15 protein-coding genes, 1 tRNA gene and 1 pseudogene are annotated in these 22069 nt (G+C 70.8%); 4 read left to right on the top strand and 13 right to left on the bottom strand.

Features of this window, described 5'->3' with window-relative positions; translation table 11 throughout:
* From I0C86_RS20170 to I0C86_RS44505, 5 genes and pseudogenes are all read right to left on the bottom strand, one after another.
* Positions 1 to 265: pseudogene (locus tag I0C86_RS20170) on the bottom strand (glycosyltransferase); the annotation flags it as partial.
* The gene (locus tag I0C86_RS20165) at positions 262 to 1452 is read right to left on the bottom strand and encodes a glycosyltransferase (RefSeq protein ID WP_196202813.1); all 1191 of its coding nucleotides are present in this window, start codon (positions 1450 to 1452) and stop codon (positions 262 to 264) included. The pseudogene I0C86_RS20170 and the gene I0C86_RS20165, both read right to left, overlap by 4 nt.
* Positions 1453 to 1651: 199 nt before the next feature.
* Complete coding sequence (locus tag I0C86_RS20160) at positions 1652 to 2656, bottom strand: glycosyltransferase family 4 protein (RefSeq protein WP_196202812.1); 1005 nt, start codon at positions 2654 to 2656, stop codon at positions 1652 to 1654.
* 154 nt (positions 2657 to 2810) lie between these two features.
* Positions 2811 to 3512: a GAF and ANTAR domain-containing protein gene (locus I0C86_RS20155; protein ID WP_196202811.1), complete on the bottom strand. Its 702-nt coding sequence runs from the start codon at positions 3510 to 3512 to the stop codon at positions 2811 to 2813.
* Positions 3513 to 3597: 85 nt separating this feature from the next.
* Positions 3598 to 4335: an ANTAR domain-containing protein gene (locus tag I0C86_RS44505; RefSeq protein WP_323373743.1), complete on the bottom strand. Its 738-nt coding sequence runs from the start codon at positions 4333 to 4335 to the stop codon at positions 3598 to 3600.
* Positions 4336 to 4731: 396 nt separating this feature from the next.
* Here I0C86_RS44505 and I0C86_RS20145 point away from each other — a divergent pair, with 396 nt between their 5' ends.
* Both I0C86_RS20145 and I0C86_RS20140 read left to right on the top strand, forming a co-directional pair.
* A complete protein-coding gene (locus I0C86_RS20145; RefSeq protein ID WP_196202810.1) occupies positions 4732 to 5151 on the top strand; it encodes a sigma-70 family RNA polymerase sigma factor in 420 nt (139 codons plus the stop codon).
* A gap of 103 nt (positions 5152 to 5254) precedes the next feature.
* On the top strand, positions 5255 to 6094 hold the full coding sequence (locus tag I0C86_RS20140; RefSeq protein WP_196202809.1) for an alpha/beta hydrolase: 840 nt from the start codon (positions 5255 to 5257) through the stop codon (positions 6092 to 6094).
* A gap of 117 nt (positions 6095 to 6211) precedes the next feature.
* On the opposite strand, the gene I0C86_RS20135 is transcribed toward I0C86_RS20140, so the two are convergent.
* The 6 genes from I0C86_RS20135 to I0C86_RS20110 form a co-directional block, all read right to left on the bottom strand.
* Positions 6212 to 6394, bottom strand: coding sequence for a hypothetical protein (locus I0C86_RS20135; protein ID WP_196202808.1), 183 nt, complete (start codon positions 6392 to 6394; stop codon positions 6212 to 6214).
* A gap of 134 nt (positions 6395 to 6528) precedes the next feature.
* Positions 6529 to 6687 (bottom strand): LapA family protein, encoded by a 159-nt coding sequence (locus I0C86_RS20130; RefSeq protein WP_196202807.1) that lies wholly within the window; start codon positions 6685 to 6687, stop codon positions 6529 to 6531.
* Positions 6688 to 7019: 332 nt separating this feature from the next.
* A complete protein-coding gene (locus I0C86_RS20125) occupies positions 7020 to 8579 on the bottom strand; it encodes a glycosyltransferase family 39 protein (protein ID WP_323373742.1) in 1560 nt (519 codons plus the stop codon).
* 194 nt (positions 8580 to 8773) lie between these two features.
* Positions 8774 to 12841, bottom strand: coding sequence for a Pls/PosA family non-ribosomal peptide synthetase (locus I0C86_RS20120; protein ID WP_323373741.1), 4068 nt, complete (start codon positions 12839 to 12841; stop codon positions 8774 to 8776).
* Positions 12838 to 14154: a diaminobutyrate--2-oxoglutarate transaminase gene (gene ectB / locus I0C86_RS20115; protein ID WP_196202806.1), complete on the bottom strand. Its 1317-nt coding sequence runs from the start codon at positions 14152 to 14154 to the stop codon at positions 12838 to 12840. Before ectB ends, I0C86_RS20120 begins: the two co-directional genes overlap by 4 nt.
* Before the next feature lie 239 nt (positions 14155 to 14393).
* Complete coding sequence (locus I0C86_RS20110) at positions 14394 to 16655, bottom strand: DUF6351 family protein (protein WP_196202805.1); 2262 nt, start codon at positions 16653 to 16655, stop codon at positions 14394 to 14396.
* Between the two features lie 506 nt (positions 16656 to 17161).
* Here I0C86_RS20110 and I0C86_RS20105 point away from each other — a divergent pair.
* Positions 17162 to 18442: a cellulose binding domain-containing protein gene (locus I0C86_RS20105; RefSeq protein WP_196202816.1), complete on the top strand. Its 1281-nt coding sequence runs from the start codon at positions 17162 to 17164 to the stop codon at positions 18440 to 18442.
* Positions 18443 to 18509: 67 nt separating this feature from the next.
* On the opposite strand, the gene I0C86_RS20100 is transcribed toward I0C86_RS20105, so the two are convergent.
* Both I0C86_RS20100 and I0C86_RS20095 read right to left on the bottom strand, forming a co-directional pair.
* Entirely contained in the window at positions 18510 to 20693 is a 2184-nt protein-coding gene (locus tag I0C86_RS20100; RefSeq protein WP_196202804.1) for a TerD family protein, read from the bottom strand.
* Between the two features lie 101 nt (positions 20694 to 20794).
* A tRNA-OTHER gene (locus I0C86_RS20095) sits at positions 20795 to 20922 on the bottom strand.
* A 193-nt stretch (positions 20923 to 21115) separates the two neighbouring features.
* On the opposite strand from I0C86_RS20095, the gene I0C86_RS20090 reads away from it, so the two are divergent.
* A complete protein-coding gene (locus I0C86_RS20090; RefSeq protein WP_196202803.1) occupies positions 21116 to 21874 on the top strand; it encodes a PIG-L deacetylase family protein in 759 nt (252 codons plus the stop codon).
* Positions 21875 to 22069: the final 195 nt, after the last annotated feature.

Genomic DNA, 22069 nt, shown 5'->3' with positions numbered 1-22069 from the left:
GGGCGTGGGTGAGGAAGGTCAGGTAACACTCGGCGAGCCGCAGCACCCGGCTGGACGGATCGGGCTCGCGGCAGGTGACGACAAGTCCCCGGGCGACGTCGTCGGTGCAGTAGCCGTGCTCGCGTCGCGCGATGGCGTGCCGGGCGTGTTCGAACAGGCCGGTGTCATCGGTCAGCCGGGCCAGGTGGGTGAAACTCGGGGCGGGCGCGAGGGCCGCAGCGGTGGTGGGGATGAGGGCGAGGACGCGGGACACCGAGCCGGTCATGCCGGCGCCGTCACCACGGTCGGCGCCGCCGGGTGCGGATCGGCGGTGTGGAGCCGTTCGGCCAGCGCACGGTAACGTGCCGCCACCGCCGGCCACCGGAGCGTCGGGGCCCGGGTGCGGCCGGCGAGCCTGGGGGCCAGGCCGGGTTCGGTCAGGATCCGCCGTACGGCCGCGGCCAGCGCCACCGGATCCTGGTGGGGTACGAGCAGACCCGGCCCGTCGGTGAGCATCTCGACGGCGTGCGGGAAGGGCGTCGCGACGACGGGAACTCCGGCGGCGACCGCTTCGATGAGGACGCCGGAGGTGACCTGCTCGCGGGAGTCGTAGGGCAGGACGACGACATCGGCGGAGCGGATCAGGCGGCCCAGGGCGACCTCGTCGTGGTAGATCGGCTGGTAGTCGACGTCGTCGGCGACGCCGAGGATCGCACCGAGACGCTGCAGGCCCGTCCGGTACTCCTCACCGTGCTGCTCGAACACCTTCGGGTGCGTCCTACCGGCGACGGTGTAGGTGGGGGTCGGGTTGAGCCCACGGAGGCGGGCGAGGGCCCGCAACGCCCATTCGATCCCCTTACCGGGGCCGAGTAGTCCCCAGGTGAGCAGATGGGGACGCTGGCGGGGTTCGGCGGTGGTGTCGTCGTGGTCGGCCGCGCCGTGCGGGATGACGGTGACCTTGGCGGCGTCCACGGTGTAGCCGAGGAGCAGCCGGTCGCGGGCGGTGTCGGTCATCGTGACGACCGTGCTGGCCGCGGCGACGAGTTGCTCCAGCACCGCCTTCTGCCCGGCGGTCGGATTGGCGAGCACGGTGTGCAGAACCACGATGCTGGGCACGGTGAGCCGGCGCAGCAACGGCAGGACGTCCTGCCCGTCGGGTCCGGGATAGATGCCGTACTCGTGTTGCACGACGGCGACGTCGAACGTGTCGAGCGCCGCGGCCGCGTCCCGCCAGCCAGCGACCGTCCGCGCCGACCAGCTGTGCACGACGCCGGGTCCGACCGGTCGCCGAGCGTCTGCTCGACCATCGCCGGGAACCGCCGGCTCGGCGTGGCGGTCGTCGCCGGCGACGACGCGTACGACGCCGCCCGACGCACCCTCGGCGATGATGTGCGCGGCCAGCGCCGAGTTGAAGGTGGCCAGTCCGCACTGGGTCGGTGGATGGGTGCTGAGAAAACCGTAGCTGCGGGGCATCCGCGCGCGCCTTCCGGTCGTCGGACGCCGCCGCGCGGGGCGGTGGCGGACCTCACGCGATAATGGCGCTCACCCGACCAGCGTGTGTGGCGGGCGGAACGGGGTTCACCGAGGCCACCGCCTCTGCGGGATCTGACCGGTCGGGAACCTACGCCGGACCCTCGGAGAGCCATCGACTGCCCGACAGTATCAGCATCGGTTACCGGCGCAGGACCTCGCGGTACACGCGCAGGTAGTCGGTCACCATGCGGTCGGCGTTGAAGCGCTCCCGGGCACGGTCCCGGCAACCTCCCCGGTCAATCGTCGCGATCCGGGCGACGGCCTCGGCGGCCTCCTCCAAGGTATCCACGAGGAAGCCCGTCACACCCTCGTCGACGACCTCCGGCATGGATCCGCGCCGGTACGCCACCACCGGCGTCCCGCACGCCATCGACTCCACCACCGACAGCCCGAAGGGCTCGGCGAAGGCGATCGGGTGCAGCAGGGCCGCACTGGCACCGAGGATCCGGCCACGGCGTTCCGGGCCGACCGGGCCGAGGAAGACGACCCGTTCACCGTCGACGTGCGGAAGGACCTCCTCGGTGAAGTACCGCTCGTCCTGGACGATCCCGCAGATGGTCAGCGGCCGGTCGGCCCGCCGCGCGATCTCGATGGCGGTGTGGGTGCCCTTGTCCGGATGGATCCGGCCGAAGGCGACGAGCCCCGGGCCTCCGTCGGGGGCGAACGGCAGCCCGCCGAGGTCGATCCCGTGGTACACCGTGGCGAGGTAATCGAGCCCGGCGACGCGGTCGGCGTCGGAGATGGAGACGTACGCCGACCGGGCGGTCTCGTAGGCGGGCAGGATCTTCGGGCCGGAGAAGCCGTGGATGGTGGTTACCATTGGGGCCCGGCAATGCTGGGCGAGGGCCAGCGGCAGCCAGTCGAGATGGTTGTGCACGAGGTCGAACTCCGCCGACCGGGCCAGGGCGTGGCCGACGTGCATCGCCTCCCAGACCCGCCCGTCCATGGTCGGATCGTCGGCGTAGCCGCGTGCGCATACGCCGTCGAGCGCGGCGGAGGTGACGGAGTCGAGCGTGGCGAACAGCGTCACATCCACACCGTGGGCGGCCAGGCCATCGGCAAGCAGACCGGTCACCTGCTCCCACGGTCCGTAGTGGTGTGGCGGCGTACGCCAGGCCACCGGTCCCAGCAGGGCTACCCTCACGCGGACGGCCGATCGGCGGGATCGACTGGAACGCGTGGACCGGGACCGTGCCGGGGCGCAGAAATGTTGTGGTTGTCGACCATTGTCTCCGTTTTTCGGGTGCGGATCAGGCGCCGGCGCCATGCGGCACCTGATTCGCACCGGGTGGGGTGGGTCAGACGATTGCTGATCCGTCGATGACGGCGCGGGCGAGTTCGGACAGCCGACGATTGCTGGTACGGGCGGCACTGCGGAGCAGGATGAACGACTGGTCCACGTCGATCTTGCGGCGTTCGGCGACGACGCCCTTGGCCTGTTCGATGACGATCCGGCTGTTGAGCGCGGTTTGCAGCTGTTCGGCGAGTGTTTCGCGGTGTCGGATGGCTCGTGCCTGGAGGAGCCCGATGGTTGCCACGTCGGCCAGGGCCTGTCCCAGTCGGATGGTGTTCTCGTCCAGAGCACCGGGTTCGACCCCGAACAGGTTGAGCGCTCCGATGACCTCGGTGCGCAGCCGCATCGGCAGGGCGTGGACGGAGGCGAAGCCGCTCCGCCGGGCCTCAGCGGTGAAGCGGGGCCAGCGGCTGGTGGTGGTGGACAGGTCGGCGACCGCGATCGGCCGCCCGGTGTGGAAGCACTCCGGGCAGGGCCCCTCGTCGGTCTGCAACTGGAGCAGTTCCAGCAGCCGCGTCTGTTCGGTCGAGGCGGCCACCACGCGCAGTACACCTCGCTGGTCGGTCAGCAGCACCCCGGCCGCCGACACGTCGAGCACCTGGGCGCACCTGACCGTCACCTGGTGCAGGAAGTCCATCATGTCGAAGTCGTCGACGAGGGTGTCGGCCAGTTCGACGAACGCCTCGGTCAGTTGCCGCTCACTCATGCCCGTTCTCCCTCATCACGGTTGTGCTCGACGCGGGCGCCAGCGAGTGGTGATCGCACGCCGTGGACGGTGGGCTGGCAGGGCGTCATCGTCCGTCATCGTCGTCCCCTGGCGGATCGGGCCGGAGGCGCAGCCGGCGCTCCACCACGTCGCGGGCGACGTCGCCGAGTCGTCGGTCGTGGGCGTAGGCGTAGGCCCGAAGTCGGGCGAAGGCCGCCTCGGCGCTGCTCCCGAGCTGCACCAGGAGCATTCCGGTGGCCTGGTACACCTGAGCGTGGTGGGCGGTCGGGTCGTCGCCCTGCCCGGCCACGGCAACCGTGGTCGGCCGGATACCCGCCTCGTCGAACAGCAGCGTGCCGGCGGCGTCCGCGAACGCCAACGCGTCCGCGAGTTCGGCAGGACTCAGTGGGCCCGGTCGGACGCGGTAGAGGTCGAGCACGCCCAGCCGGATCGCGCCGACCTGTACGGGCAGCGCGAACAGCGCACCCACGCCGCTGTTCAATGCCGCCGGGGTGAACGCCGGCCAGCGGGCCAGGAAGTCCGGTGAACCGAGGTCCACGACCAGGACCGGGCCGCCCACGGCGAACGCGTCGACGCAGGGGCCTTCGCCGAAGGTCAGCTGCCACTCTTCGAGTTCGCCCGCCACGTGGTCGGTGGCGTGCACCGAATCCCGTACCGCAGGGCTGACCATCACCGTCACGCCGGCCCCATCCACCCCCACCCCGACGACGGCCGCCGCACACACGTGCGCCACGGACATCGGGTTGCCCTCGGCCTGCCGCCCCACCTCGGCCCAGACCCGGACGACCCGGTCACTGCTCACGGCGTCACGGCGTCGCTGCCGCCTCGGACGGTGCAGCGGCCGAATGTATCCGGTGAGCTGTGGTGATGCCGGGCGGTCGTGGGGACGGGCGCGATGATCGAAACGATGACGCGCACAGCTCCTCCAGGCGATCGACACTAGGGCACGTCGCCAGGGTCCGGAGCAACCGCGGCGTCAGCGTACTCCTGGACCACTGCCCAGTGGTAGCCGGCCTGTGCTGGCTGACCAGGAGGTTCCCCACGACGTGTCCTGGATAGGCGAAAAGCACGCGTTGCTGCGAATAGCCAGATCCGGCGTCGTCGTCCGTGGGTCATCGGTGCCATAGTGTGATCGCGCGACACAGCCGCTCCAGTCCTTGGCGGTGCCCTGACCACAGGCACACCACCGGAGCTTCGGATGCCTATCCCATCCAGCTACATTCCGCCCGCCGCCGAATCCTTGAGTGATCTCGTCAAACGGATCGCCGAACGGGACGAGGCCGCCTTCGGCCGTCTCTACCGCCACCTCGTCCGCCCCGTCTTCGCCCAGGTCCGCGAGAGCCTCGGCAGTTCGGCGCGCGCCGTGCCGGTGACCCGTGCGGTCTTCGTCGAGGTATGGCGGCTCGCGCCGGTATCCCAGGCGCGGCACGACGACGTGCTCGGCTGGGTCACTGCCATCGCCGCCCGTCGCGCCGGCGACCAGGCCCGCGAACTCGGCCACCGGCAGCCGGCAGCCGGCACCGGCTACCCCGGACACCTTGGTCGTGACCTGGTGGCCACGCTCCGGGCACCCGATGCCTACGCCGACCCGGGTTCCACACTTCCACCCGGCCTGTAGTGACCGTGCCGGAAAGCGTCCGAATGAGCGGGCCGGGCCGCCCGGCGCGTCGACGCCGCCCGTACGGGTCGATCACGAACCAACATCAGACAGGGGTACCGACATGAGCAGCGCCAACTCCCCCGACGGTCGGAGCACCATCGTGCTCATCCATGGGCTGTGGCTGAACCCCCGGGCCTGGGAGTACTGGATCGACCGCTACTCCAAGGCCGGCCACCGAGTGATCGCTCCCGCCTGGCCGGGCATGGATGGAGAGGTCAAGGCCCTCCGGGCGGATCCGTCGGCCATGAACGGGGTGGGCGTCGCGGAGGTGGCCGAGCACTACGAGAACATCATCCGCGGCATGCGTACGCCGCCGGTCCTCATCGGGCACTCCTTCGGCGGTGTACTGGTGCAGATCCTGCTGGACCGGGGGCTGGGTCACGCCGGGGTCGCGATCGCCCCAGCCCCGGTGAAGGGGGTATTCAGGCTGTCCCTCTCCAGCCTGCGGGCCGCGTTCCCCGTGCTGGGCAACCCCGCCAACCGGGGACGCACGGTGACCTTGAGCCCGAAGCAGTGGCACTACGGGTTCACCAACACTTCGGACGAGGCGGCGTCGATGGCCGCCTACCACCGCTACCACGTGCCGAGCAGCGGACGCCCGCTGTGGCAGGCCGCGACCGCCAACCTGCTCCCCCACCCGGCCACCAAGGTCAATCTCCGCAACGGTACGAGGGCGCCGCTGCTGATCATCGCCGGTGGCAGCGACCACACCGCTCCCCCGGCACTCAATCGGGAGAACTACCGGCGGTACGACAGGTCGTCCGCGATCACGGACTACAAGGTGTTTCCCCACCGACCGCACTTCACCATCGGAGTGCCGGGTTGGGAGGCGGTGGCCGACTACGCCCTCGGGTGGGCGACCAAGCACGACACGACACACCTGGAGACGACACCGGCCTGACCTTCGCGGCCCCGGTGGCGTCCGGCGCGGGCCCGAGGGTTTGTCCTCCGGGCCCGCGGCCGGAGGTGTCGGCCTGCTGACGACGGCTGGTGGTGCCCCGGACGGCTCCGCGGCAGTTCAGCGCTGCGCCGATCCGACCGTGTCGGGTGCCCTGGCGGGGTCGACGCCGAGCATCCGGAGCAGCGACCCGTGCTTGTGTGTGTCGACCATCGTGGGCAGTTCCCGGTCGACCCAGGCGGCCCTGGCATGCAGCCCTCTGGACCGCAGCGATGCGAGGATGTCGGCTTTGTCGATGTGCATGGGATGTCCCTTCGGTTCGTCTCGTGGGGCGGCAGCCTGGATCGGCTGGCGTCATCACGTCGGATCGGCTCGGGCCTGCGATCGGGACACGCAAGGTATCCAAGCCAGTTCGTGGGCTGTCCGCGCGGCGCGGATCAGTGACGCCGGCGGTCCAGCCGGGTGAGACGCACGGCGCCGACCACCATGGCCAGGATGGCCATACCGACGCCAGCGATCAGCAACGCCAGCGCCAGCGCCAGCGTGCCGTGCATCCACAGGAAGGTGACCTCGACCTCGCGGGTGTTCTGCATCATGAAGACGAGAAGAACCGCCGAGGTGACCCCTACGGCACAGACACGGAGCCAGGCGGGTCCGAGCCGGATCCGGGCCGACCCGCTCGCCGGTGTCGCGGTGGGAACGTCCGGGACCCGCGAAGCGGTGACCGCGGGATCTGTCGGTGCGGTTCGAGTGCGGTGAAGGACGGACATGACACTCCCCTAAGGGTCGAGCCGGCGTGGCTGGCACCTCGGGAGTGGGATGTCGTCGTTTCCGGGATTGATCCCAGCGTACGCCTGTTCGGCCCGGTGTGCGCGGGGACCTCCGCTCCGGGCGCGAGCCCGGGACGGAGGTCCGGTCGGGGTGGTCGTCAGTCGAAGTGCTGGATCATCGGCCACAGTTGCTGCCAGGAGGTGCGGGGCTCCCGGCACACCACGATCGGTACGCCCTGTTCCTCGTTGTCGACCCCGAGCCCGTTGTCGAGCCGGCCGACGAGGGCGCAGGTACCGAAGTGCCGGCTCAATTCGCCCGCCTCCCCCACGCCGACCCCGAGCAGCACGGTCGCCGACTCGGGGGGTGGCCCGTAGTAGCCGAGCTCATTATGTCCACTGTAGATCACGGGCAGCCGGTCGGCGCCGAGTCGGGTGAGCGCCCCGGCCTCGCCGTAGTTGGCGGTGAGCACGATCGCGGCGGCCCGGTCGGCGGCCGGCAGCTCGTCGTACGCCCGGACCACCTGGTCGACGTAGCGGGGCCAGCCGACCGAGTCGGCCGCGGTGATGTTGATCCCCGGAACCGGCGTGGCACCGAGTACGCCGACCGGCAGCAGCGGCAGCGCGATCACCGCGCTCACCACCGCGTTGACTCCGGCAGCGGCCGCGACCAGGGTGAGCCTGGTCCGGCGCCGGTCCCGCCGGATCCAGTCGGCGGTGACCACGCACCCGGCGGCGAAGAGGGCGCCGAGCAGCCCGTAGGTGTAGTAGGGCTGCCCGCCCGAGACCAGCACCAGTACGCAGACCGTCAGGTACGCCACGGCGAGGGCCCGGACCGGTCGCCAGGCCGCTCGGCGTAGCAGCCCGACCAGGCCGGCGATCCAGATCGCCGCCAGCGGCGGTCCGATCAGGATGAGCTGGAACGGCACGAAGGTGGTCCGCGACTCGGCGCCCTTGTCGTCGGCGATCGCCCCGGCCATGTCGGCCTGGGGCAGGTCGTGGGTGAGCTGGTAGACGAGGTTGGGGGCGCCGATCAGCAGGGCGAGTGCCACGCCGGCCCAGAGCCAGCGGTTGACCAGCGCACGGCGTGGGCCGAGGGCGAGCAGCCCGACGGCGAGTCCGACCAGGAGCAGCACGACCAGCAGCTTGTTGTAGAGCCCGATCCCGAGCACCGTGCCGGCCGCCAGCCACCAGCGCGGCTGGTCGCGCAGCAGCGCCCGGGTCGCGCAGAGGATGATGCCGAGCCAGACCAGCACGTCGACCCCAGCGGTCAGCAGCACGTGCCCGAAGATCAGGGTCGCGGCGCCGGTGCCGAGACCGAACGCGGCCAGCGTCTGGGCGAGCGTGCCGCCGCCGAACTCGCGGGCGAGCAGCGCCGCCAGCAGCAGCGCTGCCAGCACGCAGAGGGTGGCCGGCAGCCGTAGCCCCCACAGCGACCCGCCGGACAGCGCGTCGGCCAGCCGGGCGATCGCCGGGGTCAGCGGCGGCTGGTCCCGGTAGCCCCAGTCCGGCCGGAGCAGCAGGAAGTAGAGCTCGTCGCGGTGGTACCCGTAGCCACCGTTGGTGGCCAGCAGCAGTGTGGCGACGAGTCCGGCGACCACGCCGACCGGCCGCCAGGCGATCGGGGCCAGCCGGCCGCGCCCGCCGTCGTCGATCCCTGGTTGCTGTGGTGCGTCCGGCGGCACGACGTCGGCGCGTGGCCGGGTGGCGTGGGAACTCACGATCGTGGCTCCTTTCCCTGGCGATGGCCCGATCGGCGACGGGATGCCGAGGTGACGTCGACCGGCCGACGTGGACGGGAACGAACGTCGACGGCCCCACCGCCGGTCATGCGCTGATACATAACGGTTATAGCTTAGCTGTTAGGTATCGACTGTCAATGGGTCCCGCTGCCGCTCCGACCGGCCCCGCCGCGCTATCCGGCGTTCGGGACAGGGCGTGCGGGATTGCCCCGCCAGACGGTGCCGGCCGCGAGGGTGCTTCCCTTCATCACGAACGAGTCGGGCGCCACCACCACCCCGTCGGACAGTTCGACGCCGTAGTGGACCAGCGCGCCGGCGCCGACCGAACACCCCCGGCCGAGCCGGATCCGGTCGGACTTGAACGCCCCGTCCTCCAGCGAATGCGAGTGCAGCACCGACCCCTCGCCCAGGGTGCAGTAGTCACCGATCTCGACCAGGCTCCGCTCCGGGATCCCGCAACCGTCGTCGAAGACCCGTCGGCCGACCCGTACCCCGAGCAGCCGCCAGACCAGCGACTTGACCGGCGTACCGTTGAACAGCCCGAGGAACCCGGCCTCGCCGAGTTTCCAGTAGCGCTCGTGCCGCCAGTAACGCGGATCGTAGATCGAGCAGCACAACGGGCGGAGCCGCCGGAACCCCAGGCAGACCCAGTCGAGCAGGACGACGTAGCCGATCATCGTCAGCAGCGCCAGCAGGATCCCGGCGGCCAGCGCGGGGACGTGCGGCCCCGCGCCGTCGTGCAGTCCCTCGACGCGTACCACGATCAGGATCGGGAGGTAGAACAGCAGCCAGCGGGAGAGCAGGTACCAGCCCATGGTGGCGATGTTCGAACGGTTCTTCCGGGACAACCGTCGCCGGAACTCGTCACCGGTCCTCCACCCGTCGAAACGGGCGTCCCGGCGTACGGAGCGGGGGATCTCGAACGGTGGCGAGCCCAGCAGCCCGACACCTGACCGGACGGGGCCGTCGAGCGGCACCATGACCTTGGTCGCGAGCAGGCAGTTGTTCCCGACCCTCGCCCCGGCGGGATAGACGATCCGGTTGCCGAGGAAGTTCTCCGCGCTGATCGTCGCCCGCGACAGCGCGAACGACGTACTGGAGAACCGGGCGTTGGACATGGACAGCCCGTCGGAGACGAGACCGCCACCGCGTACCTCGCACAGGTACGGGCTGTCGTGCTTCTGCCCGAGCCCGAAGTTCGAGCCCGTCTGCCGCACCTCGCGCAGCCGCCAGCCGATCAACCGGAGGTATCCGGTGATGTAGGAACTGTCTCCGAACAGGACGTTGAAGATCCGGACGTTGCTGAACCGGGAGACGACCTGGAAGCACATCCAGTGCCAGCCGTAGAGCGGATACGCCCGCTCGGCCACCAGGAACAGGTTCGCCAGTCGGGGAACGGCGACCGCGAGCAGCAGGCCGAGCGGGATCGCGCCGAAGAACATCAGCAGCGATCCCGGAACCGTCCGGATGTCGACGGCGAAGGCGACCGCCACCAGGACGACGACCAACTGGGTGTCGACCACCATCCGGCCGATCAGTTGGGCGGTGCCGTAGCACAGCCGGCGCACCCGCGAGCATGACCTCGGCGCCGCGACCGGGCTGCCACCACCACCCGGCACCGCGGGCGAGCCGTGATAGCTGGCCCCGGCCGGAACGACCTGGCCGGGGTGGGGCGAGGAGACGTGCCCCAACCGCGCCCCGTCGCCCAGTTCGGTGTCGATGTCCAGGACGCTGCCCTCACCGACCTGGACGTTCCGGCCGACGCTGATCGGGCCGGTGGTGATCCAGCCGGCCTCCGCCCGGTACCCGAGAAGGCTCACGTCCTTTCCGATCACCGTACCGGCGCCCAGCGTGATGAGGTCGGTACAGACCGGCACCGACCGGGACAGCATCAACACGTCGGGCCCGACCCGCACGCCGAGCGCGCGGAGGTAGAGGTTGTAGACCGGCGATCCCCGGAAGAGCACCAGCGGGCTGGCCCGGGTGACCCGCTTGACGACCCAGAACCGCAGGTAGGTCGGCCCCCAGATGGGAAACGTCCCGGCCCGCCACCTGCCGACCAGCAACCACTTCACCGCCACCGGAAGCAGCGCCGTCACCGCGAACCAGGCGAACCCGAAGCTCAGCGAGCGCAGGGCCACGTCGACCCCGCCGGAGCCGCCGCTGATCCAGGTGTACCCGGTGACCGCGCCCATGGCGAAGAACACGATGCACACCAGGCCGAAGAGGAGCTGGAGAGCCGCACAGCCGTAGTACGCCAGATCGCCGGGCACGCGCAGCACCGGATGTGGGGGCTCGACCGGCGTCGCCGACGCACCCTTGCCGACCACCTCGGCGAGGCCCCGGACCGTGGGATTCAGGTACACGTCCTTGATCGAGACGTCGGCGCGGATCCGTTCCCGCACCCCCGTGCAGTACCGCGCCATCATCAACGAGTCGGCGCCCAGGTCGGTGAAGAAGTCGTCCCGCACCGACACCCGCTCCACCCGCAACAGTTCCGCGAGAAGTTCCGCCAGCGCCGACTCCGTGGGCCCGGCGGGAGCGACGATGTCCGACGTCGTCGACCGGTGCCGCGTTCCGGACGGCGCGGGAAGCCGGTTACGGTCCACCTTGTCGCTGGGCAGCGTGGGCAGCGCCGGCAGTTCCTCGAGATACGCCGGGACCATGTAGCGGGGCAGCCGGGACCGCAGCGCGGCCATCGCCCGGCCGCGGTCCAGCGCCCCCGCTCCGGCACTCCGGGTGTAGAACGCCGCGAGTTCGACCACACCGAACTCCGGCTGGTACGTGGTGACCGCCGCCTGGGCCACCTCCGGCAGCCGCAGCAGCACCGACTCGATCTCGGTCAGCTCGATCCGGTAGCCACGCACCTTGACCTGGCTGTCGATCCGGCCCAGGTACTCCAGTTCGCCGTCGTCGTTGACCCGGCCGAGGTCACCCGTGCGGTAGATCCGGCCCGAGGGATTGTGCGCGATCCCCAACCGGTCCGGAACGAAGGCGTGGGCGGTCAGGTCGGGCCGGTTGACGTACCCCGGGGAGAGGCCGACCCCGGCGACGCCGATCTCTCCGGTCTCCCCTCGGGGCAGGGCCCGCAGGTCCGGATCGAGGATCACCACCGAGTACGTCGGCAGCGGCACCCCGATCGTCACCGGCCGGTCGGGATGGAGTCGGGCCCAGGTGGCGGTGACCGACGTCTCGGTCGGTCCGTAGACGTTGAGCAACGTCCTTCCCGGCCGATGCCAGCGGTTGACCAGGTGTGCCGGACAGGCCTCACCGGAGACGAGGACGAACCGGAGGTCCGGCAACTCGCCCTCGATCGTGGCCAGCAGCGTCGGTACGCAACACAGCGCCGTCACCCGGTGCCGGGCGAGGAAGCCGGCGAGATCGCGTCCGACCAGCGCCCCGGGCGCGGTGCTCGGCACCAGCGTCGCGCCGCAGACCAGCGGCACCCAGATCTCCTCGACGGAGAAGTCGAAGGCGATCGTCATCCCCTGGTAGACGCGGTCGTCGGCGCGCAGGCCGTAGCTCTCCGCCGCGACCTGGACGAAGTTGCAGATGTTCGCCTGGGTGATGGCGACGCCCTTGGGCCGGCCCGTGGTACCCGAGGTGTAGATGAGGTAGGCCAGATCGTCCGGTGTCGGCGCGGGATCGTCCAGGCGGATCCGGTGCCGGGGGTACCGGTCGAGCTCCGGCGCATCGTCGATCCGGATCACCGTCCGGGCCACCCCGTCCACGCGGTCGGCCAACGCCGAGAGCGCGACGACCGTCCGGACGCGCGCGTCGTCGACGATGAAGGCGATCCGGTCGGTCGGAAAGCCGGCGTCCACCGGAACGTACGACGCGTGGATCTTGGAGACGGCGAGCATGGCCAGGTAGGCGAGGGCGGACCTGTCGACGAGCAGCCCGACCCGGTCCCCCGGAGCCACGCCGCGCGCCAGCAGGAGCCGCCCGAACTGGTTGGCCCGGGAGTCGAGTTCGGCGAACGTCAACCGGTGCTCGCCGTCGTCGACCGCCAGGTGCCCGGGATCGCCCTCGGCGACGAACCGGTCGCAGCGTCGCTCGAACAGGTGGTGCAACCGCTCACCAGGTCGCCAACGGACCCGGTTGTCCACCCCCGCGGCGGTCAGCACCGGACCGGTTCCAGGCCCGACACCCTGGTCGGGGACGTACGGCGGACGTACCGGGTCGGCGTCGGGCACCACCCGGGGGTCGGCGTCCGGCGGCACCCGGGGAGTCGCGGTCACGCGTTCACCAGGCCGGACGCACCGGGTACCCCGGACCCCGTCGTGACGTCTCGGGCGGCGTCCAGCAGGATGTCCAGCCCGTCGTTCAGCAGGTCGTCGGGGGTGGTGAGCGGGGCGAGCACCTTGACGACCTCGTCGTGCGGGCCGGAGGTCTCCAACATCAGCCCTCCGGCGAAGCAGCGCCGGGTGATGTCCGCCGCGAGCGCACCGGAGCCGACATCGACGCCGCGCATCATCCCGCGCCCCTTCACGGTCGCGCCCGGCACGACGCGGGCCATCCCGGCGAGGCGACCGGCGAGCAGATCCCCCCGGCGTGTCACGTCGGCGGCGAACCCGGGGGCCGCCCAGAACTTCGTCAACGCCACCGTGGCCGTGACGAACGCGTGGACGTTTCCGCGGAACGTGCCGTTGTGCTCCCCCGGCAGCCAGACGTCGTGCTCGGGCCGGATCAACAGCAGCGCCATCGGCAGGCCGTAACCGGAGATCGATTTGGACAGCACGACGAGGTCGGGGACGATCCCGAACGGCTCGAAGCTGAAAAAGGTACCGGTCCGTCCGCAGCCGGCCTGGACGTCGTCGACCACCAGCAGGGCGCCGCTGCTCCGTGCCAGTTCCGCGATTCTTCCCAGCCAACCCGGCGACGCGACGTTGAGGCCACCCTCCCCCTGCACCGTCTCCAGCAGGATCGCCGCGGGCGCGTCGAGCCCGCTGGACGGGTCGCACAGCATCCGGGCCAACAGGTCCGCCGTGTCGACACCCTCGCCCTGGTAGCCGTCGTACGGCAGCCGGGTCACGCCGTGCAGCGGCATCTGCGGGCCGATCCGGTGGTGCCGGTTCCCGGTCGCCGCCAACGCGCCCTGCGACATCCCGTGGAAGCCGTTGGTGAAGGCGATGACATTGGACCGGCCGGTGACCTTACGGGCGAGTTTGAGTGCCGCCTCGACCGCGTTGGCGCCGGTCGGGCCGGTGAACTGGACCCGGTGGTCGAGGCCGCGCGGCAGCAGCACGAGCGACTCGAAGGCCGTCAGGAAAGCGCTCTTGGCCGTACTGGCCAGATCCAGGCTGTGCGAGAGTCCGCCGTGTTCGAGGTGGGCGATCAGGGCGGCCCGCATGTCCGGGTCGTTGTGCCCGTAGTTCAACGAACCCGCGCCGGCGACGAAGTCGAGATACTCACGGCCGGACACGTCCCTGACCACGCTCCCCTCGGCGGTGTCGAGGACGCAGTCGAAGCGGCGGCAGTAGCTGCGCACCGCCGACTCGCGGCGTTCGACGATCAGGATGTCGTTCTGGTCCGCCGCGCCGCGTACCGTCATTGGTCCCCCTCCCTCGCCCGATCACTGCCCTAGGCGTTTTCCCTGGTCAGGACCGGTTTCGCCGGACTGCCCGCCTGGTCCAACCGAGGATTGGCAGCCGGGACACGGCAGGGTCCCGGATCGGTGTCAATTGGCCGGATTGCCGACTGAACACTTGCGATCCGGAAAGCGGACTGTCCGATATCGGCGCTTGCTCGGGACCGGCACGCGTCCGTCGCGGCGGTACCCGGCGGGTGGGGTCAGCGGTAGTCGCAGACCCCGGTGGGGAAGATCTGCTCCAGGCGCCGCCGCTCGGGCCCGGTCGGACGCCACGACCCGTACCGGCCCCGGGCGATGGCCGCCGGCACGGACTGCCGGTCGCAGGCGTAGACGCCACCGGCGATCGGGCCGCCGGCGACGGTACGCGACGTTCCGTAGAGCGGGAAGCGGGACGTACACGCACCGGCGGGGCGGTTGTCGAGGATCCCGTCCCAGACGTGCTCTCCCCGGGCGATCTCCACACCCGCGGTGCTGAAGCAGCGGTCGACGGCCAGCGCCGGCCTGTTGCCCACCACCCCCCGCCAGGGCCGGGTACGCAGGTTGGCCATCCAGTCGTCGATCACCGCGAGCGCCTCCGGAGTCTGGTCGAACGCCTCCGCCGGCCGGGCGTCGGTGAACCAGATGACCTGGTTGGCCGCGTTCCGATCGTGATCGCGCATCCGTTGCCGGGACGCGAAGGACTGGTGCGAGTTGTGCATGTCGAGCTGCTCTTCGAGGTAGTGCCGCCAGTCGATGACCGGGATGTCGATGTCGCCGGTGAAGACGATCCCCGAGTCGTACGCGGCCCGGATCGCCCTGCGGTCACCGGTCGTACGCGGTGCCGGGGTACTGCCACCGTCCGGCGACAGCCGCATGTTCCGGGACGACCACGGGTCGAACTGCGCCGGGTCGGCACAGGCCGACGGGGTGAACGGGCATCCCTCCTGCACCATCTCCGGCTGTGGCCGCCAGGAGCCGACCCGGGCGTTCAGGTCCAGGAACTCGGTCGGGGTGATCCGGCCGGACGTCAGCGCCGACAACCCGTACTGGACGCCGACGTTGTCCCAGGTGGACCGGGCGTACCCGGCCGGGCCGGTGCCGTAGATGTTGACCAGGTCGCCCCAGTGCGACCACTGGACCGTCTGCGCCACACCGGGCGGATCCATCTGGGCCCAGAGCGGGTCACCCGGTGACCACAGCGGGTTCAGCGCGAGCGGGGTGAGGCCACGCCAGCCCTCGACGCACTCGGTCGAGCCCGGCACGCCACCCAGGTACGGGTTCGGCACCGTCGCGCTGGCGTTCATGCCGATCAGCCAGGTCCGGTTCTCCCAGTTCCGCCACTTCGGGTTCGCGCGATCGGTGACGTCCATGTAGTACTCCAGCAACTCGCAGTCGCCCACGTGGATCGTCTGGGTCGCCATGTCCGGGTACGAGTACTGCGGAATCGCCGCGTCGATGACCCGGGTGCCGTAGTTCTGCCCGTAGAGGTACTGCTGGATGCCGCCGCCGGAGCCGCCCACCCCGACCGTGTACAGCGGAACTCCGTACGCCTCGACGAAGTGCTCCTTGAGCATCAGCGCCGTCTCGCCGCCGAGCACCGTGTTGTAGTGGGTGGCGGTACGGGTGCCTGTGGAGTAGAGGACGGCGTACCCGAGCGAGAGCCCCTCGTGGTAGAGATGTCCCCCGGGCAACCTGCCCTGGTCGTGCCCGATCGCCACCCCACCGTCGAAGCGGTAGATCACCCGCCGGTTCCAGTTGGATTCCAGCACCGCGATCGAGTAGACGAACCGGTTGATCGTGCCGCGTTCCCGCCGTACCACGTAGTCGACGCTGCGGCCGTCCAGGGTGCGGGTGGTGGCCAGGTCGGCCGGCCGGGTGCCGTCCGCTGGCATCGGCTTGAACGTGCCGTCCGTGGCCCGGTAGAGCCGGTCGGTGACGGTCGGGGCGGCACAGTCCCGGCTCCATCCGACGACCGCGCCGTCCGGGCCGCGTACCCGCATGCCCTGCCCGTCCTGGTTGTCCACCGCCGGAGCGCCGAGCCCGTTCTGCTCGGTGCGGCAGAGGAACGGGTACTGCCTCGGCCCCGAGAAGATCGGACCCGAGCTGTGGTTGCGTACCACGAGGGTCGCGGCACGGGCGTGTGGAGCGCTCGCCCGGAGCAGGTTGGCACCGTCGCGGAGCCCGTCGACCACGCCCCGGAGCGCCCCTGCCTCGATCCGGAACGCCCGGGTGACGTCGGTGCCGTTACGGGTGATCCGGACCGAACGTGGGTCGATCCGGCCGGCGAGGGCCACCCGGACCAGTGCGTCCGCACCGCTGACCTGGTCGGGCCGGCTGGAGAGGGTCTCGATGGCGAGCCGGTGTTCGGCGGCGCCGGTCCAGGCGGCGGCCGGCGTCGCCGCGCCGGTGGCGAGTACGACGGTCAGGGTGGTGCCGAGCCCGGCGGGAACGCTCCGGCGGGCGAGGAGTCTGAGCACGGACATCGGTCTTCCCGTCCTCTCCCCCGGAGCTCCGGGTGGTGGCGAGCCCGACGATGCCACGAGGATCGCTCCGTTGTCGAGATCGGAGTCCGGCCCGGCGGGCGATGGCGATGTGGCCTGGACGATCCGACGATCCGACGTTAGGCGTTCGATTGACGATCGTCATCTTTCCTTCTACATTGACAGTTATTGTTATCGATGGCTGTCGAGGTGGTGGGCATGCGGTCGACGCGTGTGCGACCTCGTCGCACGGGCGGCCCGGTGCAGACCACGCGCCGCCGGCTCGCGACCACCGGAGCGGTTCGTCCCCCGTGCCGCTCTGGTCGCGGCGACCGCCGCCGCCGATGCGTCGCCGACACCGGCCGCGCTGACCCCAGCCGGTCGATTTGTCTCCGGCGCTGCCGTTATGGCCCATACTCTGAGGAGGAACGTTGATTGGGAGAACAGGTCGCAGACGTCGCCCGACGATTCTGACGCTGTCGGGCATCGCAGCCGCCGCTGGCGTCGCGATGTTGGTGGCGACCGCGATACCGTCGGGTGCGGCGATATCCGGAGGAGCCGGCGGAAGCGCGCCGGGCTCCGGGGTAGGCGTCCTCGCGGCCACCGCCGGCTGCGGTAAGGCACCGGCGCTGGCCAACGGCACACATTCGATGCAGAGCGGCGGAAAGAACCGCACCTTCATCCTGAGGCTGCCCAACAACTACGACAACAGCCGTCCCTACCGGCTGGTCTTCGGGTTCCACTGGTTGAACGGCAACGCCAACGCGGTCGCGAGCGGGAACTACTACGGTCTCCTGCCGCTGTCGAACAACAGCACGATCTTCGTCGCGCCCGAGGGCCTCAACGCCGGCTGGGCCAATTCCGGCGGCGAGGACGTGACCTTCACCGACAACATGATCCAGACGATCGGGAACGCTCTCTGTGTCGACACGGCACAGATATTCTCCCTGGGATTCAGCTACGGCGGCGGCATGAGCTACGCGCTCGCGTGTGCCCGTGCCAACGTCTTCCGCGCCGTCGCGATCTACGCCGGTGGCGTGCTCAGCGGATGCAACGGCGGCACCCAGCCGATCGCGTATCTCCATGCGCACGGCATCAGTGACAACGTGCTCAGCATCTCCGGCGGACGCTCGATGCGCGACAGGTTCGTCCGGAACAACGGCTGCACCGCGGCAAGCCCGCCCGAGCCGACGCAGGGCAGCGGACGGCACACCGAGTTCCACTACTCGGGCTGCTCGGCCGGGCATCCGGTTGCCTGGTACGCGTTCGACGGAGGGCACACCGGCAGCCCGTCGGACTCCGGCGGGCAGTGGCTCCCCCAGGAGACCTGGACCTTCTTCACCCAGTTCGAGGGCACCACGCCGACGACAGGACCGACGACGGGCCCGACCACCGGACCGACCACCGGACCGACGACCGGACCGACCACGGGACCGACGACCGGCCCGACCACAGGACCGACGACGGGCCCCGGCGCGTGCCGGGTCACCAGCACCGTGAACGCGTGGAACACGGGCCTGACCGAGAGCCTCACCATCACCAACACCGGCACGACCGCGGTCAACGGCTGGTCGCTGGTCTTCACCCTGCCGAGCGGCCAGACCATCACCTCCGGCTGGAACGCCAGCTACTCGCCGTCCTCCGGACAGGTAACGGCCCGGAACGCCTCCTACAACGGCGCGATCGCGCCGAACGCGTCGGTGAGCATCGGCTTCCAAGCCAACCACACCGGCAACACCGCCAGGCCCGCCTCGTTCACCCTCAACGGTGCGGCCTGCAGCCTCGCCTGATCGACAGAAGACTCTGGGGTGGAGCCGGTCGGCTCCACCCCAGAGCCTTGGGCGGGGTACGAAGCCCTCACCTGCGCGGCTCGCCCGGCAGGCTGTCCGGTATCAGCTCGCCCAGCCGGTCCAGGGTGTACGCCTCCGAGCCGTCCGGCAGGCCCTCGGGCGCCTCGATGCCGATGAACGTGATCGGCTCGTCCGGCAACCGGCCGTCCCACGTCAGCACCTCGGCCCGGGCCCGCCACCGGTCGACAAGGTAGGACACGGTGAGGTAGCGCCGCTCCATCAGCGCCCGTACCCGGTCCGCCGTGCTGAACGTGTTCTCCTCCACCCGGTTGAACGACGGCATACCCCGCAGGTACAGGTGGAGCCACACGGCCTGCCAGCCACGCTCGCCCCTGGCGAACACCATCGGCAGCGCGACTCGGCCCTGGCCGCGCAGCTGCGAGCGCGCCCGCACCGTCCGTGCGTCGAACGGGGCGCCGCGCTGGTCCCGTCCCCGGGTCTGGTACCCGAACATCGACTCGGCGACGTCGTCGAACGACTCGCCCGCGTAGACGTGGACCTGCGGAACCACGTATTGCCCGGGAACCGTCAGGGGCACGTCGATGAACTCGGTCGCACCGTTCGTCGCGTCGGTGACGTCGCCGGAGTGCACCACGCCGGCGTGGCGGTAGTTCGTCCAGGACACCTGGCCCACAGCGTGGAACTCGTCGTCGAGCAGCAGCACCGACAGGTCGTGGTCGGTACGCCGCTCGGTCTGGCGCCAGTAGGTGAAGAAGCGCAGCAGTTCACCGGAGACCGATGCCCGCGAGCCCCTCGGCAGCACCCCGAATCCGCCTTCGGTCGCCCGGCCGGACAGCGGCAGTGCGACGTCGAGCACCTGCGGGTCCACCACCAGCGGTCGCCCCGGTTCCGGCAGCCGGGCGCTGATCTCCGCGTCGAGCAGCGACGACAACTCGGCCACCAGACCGGCCGGCAGCGGCGGCCGCTCGTCCGGCCCGACCCACGCCCGCCGAGAGCGGCTCGCGTACATCCGGACGGACGCGGGCGTCAGCCGGTTGCCGACATGCTCGCGCAGCGAACAGAGCACCCGGCCCGACGCCGAGCCGAGCGCACCAGTGACTGCGTCGACCACGACGCCTCGCTCCGACGCCGGCGCCAGCCGCAGCAGCCGGTCCGCCGATCGCAGGAGCAGTCCCGGCGCGGCCGACAGCACCGACGCGGCCGGGCCGATGGCTCCGGCCCGGATCGCCGCCTCGGCACGACCGGCGAGGCCGTGTCCTCGCCGGTCCCCCCGCGCGACGGCGAACACCTCCTGTGCGTGCGGCCACTCGTCGTACTCGTGCGGGTGCAGCCGCTCCCCGAGCCGCTTCCACCGCTCCGCGTAACGTGCGACGTCACCAAGCTTGTCCGGGCTCGCGCCGACGACCCCGTCCAGGGCGGCAAGCAGGATCCGGCGCTCCCGGCGCCGAAAGGCACGAAATCGCGCAGGTGTTCCGAGCGAGGCGTCCCCGCCGGAGGCATAGCAGGCGAGGCGTAGCACGTCGGTCGTGGTGTCCACGGCGACCAGCGGCCTGCCGAGGACGAGCCGCATCCCGTTCAGGACGGCACGGTTCTCCCGCACCGGAATCTCGGCTGGTTGCGCGCCGTCCAGGCAGGCGACCGCGAGCTCGCCGAGGATCGCGAGGTCCGCCTCGCCGAGTGGCGTCGAGCTACCGGCCAGGGCCAGGTAGAGCCGCGCCGCCTCCGCGTCGACGGTGTCGCCGAGATGCAGCAGGGTCACCCGGTCACCGGCCGTGGCGATCAGCGAGTCGTGCGCGGCCAACAGCTCGGCGTAGGTGTGCGGGTAGACGCCGTAGGCCGGCAGGTCGAGCAGGTTCACCCCGCCCGAGACGACCGCGTCCCGAAGCTTCGCGTCGGTCGCCGTGCCGCCGCGGCTGAGCACGGCCGCCCGCAGCCGTTCCGTCCAGAACTCGATGGTGTCCGGAACGTCGTCCGGAAAACCGAGAAAGTAGGCGTTGTGCTGGACATGGTCGCCGACCAGCTCGCGCACCGCGGACACGACCGTGGCGGCGAGATCCAGCGCCGGGCCGGGAGCCAGGGCACCGACGTGTTCCAGCAGCGCTCGCGAGGCCGAGAACCCGACGTCGAGCAGCACCGCATCCAGTTGCCGGGCCACCGGCGTGCCGTCGCCAGCCGCTCCGGTGCCTGCCGGGACGCGCAGTGTCTTGGAGATGATCAGCTTTTCGAGCACGGGGTTCTCCCTTCCGCTGGTGGTGACTCTCGGCGAAACGACAGACGGGCGCCGGCCCGGGAGGCGACGCCGGCGGTTGCCGGCTCGCAGCCGCGGCACAGTGGGTCGCCGGGGACTCGAACCCCGAACCATTCGGTCCAACCAGGAGAAGGAAGCGCTCCCATGACCGCACAGGCGGAAAGCGGACGCGCTACTCAGCCGAATGCTCTGCCAGTTGAGCTAGCGACCCAGATGTCGATCTTCGCACGGGCCTGGTCGGCGGGACCACCGGGTTTCCACCCCCGGCACGGCTGCCGGGCGGTGTGCACCGCCCCGCGGGCCCGCGCCGCCATCGGGATCCGCGGTCGACCGCCCGGAGCGACACCGGCGCCGGGTGCGGGAAGGGATGCGGCCCCGGAGCGTGGTCGAGGAAGATGGGTCACATGTCTGCTGACGCACCCGTTCCCAACCCGCTCCAGCCCGTCGACGAGAGTTGGCAGCGTGGGCTCGCCATCGTCGCCCATCCAGACGACCTGGAGTTCGGCGCCGCCGCGGCCATCGCGCGCTGGACACGCCAGGGCAAAGAGATCACCTACGTGCTGCTCACCAGCGGCGAGGCCGGGATCGACGGAATGGAGCCGGCCGTGGCCGGACCGACCCGCGAGGAGGAACAGCGCACCTCCGCGGCGATCGTGGGCGTGTCCCAGGTCGACTTCCTGGGACTACCCGACGGCGTCCTGGAGTACGGCGTCGCGTTGCGCCGCGACCTCAGTCGGGTGATCCGGACGCACCGGCCGGACATCGTGATCACGAACAACTTCCGCGACAGCTGGGACGCGGAAGGCAACGCGTTGAACATGTCCGACCACATCGTCACCGGTCGAGCCGTGCTCGACGCCGCACGCGACGCGGCGAACCGCTGGGTGTTCCGTGAGCAGATCGAGGAAGGGCTGGAGAAGTGGAACGGCGTCCGGGAGGTGTGGGCCGCCGGATCGCCGCTGTCGAAGCACGGAGTCGACACCACCGAGACGTTCGACCTGGGCGTGCAGTCGCTCGAGGCGCACGCCGCCTATCTACAGGGCCTTGGCGCCGGGGACTTCGACCCCGAGGAGTTCCTGGACGGTTTCTCCCGGCAGACCGGCAGCCGCCTGGGTGTCAAGCACGCGGCCAGCTTCGAGGTCTTCCGCCTCGGCCTCTACTGAGGCCGTCAACCCGCCCCGCCGCGCTCCGGGCATCGACCGGGACGCAAACGCAGACCATCCCGTTCGAGATCAGATCGCGGCACGACAGGTGCCGGTGGATCGGGAACCGGCGATGTTCGGCGTGCCGACACCTCCGCCGATCGGGATCCGGAGCCCGTCAGGGCCGGCCCGCCGCCCGGCGTACGGATGCGGGCG

This window comes from Plantactinospora alkalitolerans (genome assembly GCF_015690345.1).
GTDB classification, from domain to species: domain Bacteria; phylum Actinomycetota; class Actinomycetes; order Mycobacteriales; family Micromonosporaceae; genus Plantactinospora; species Plantactinospora alkalitolerans.
Note: the sequence above shows the minus strand (reverse complement) of the source record. Positions and strands in the feature narration are given on the sequence as shown.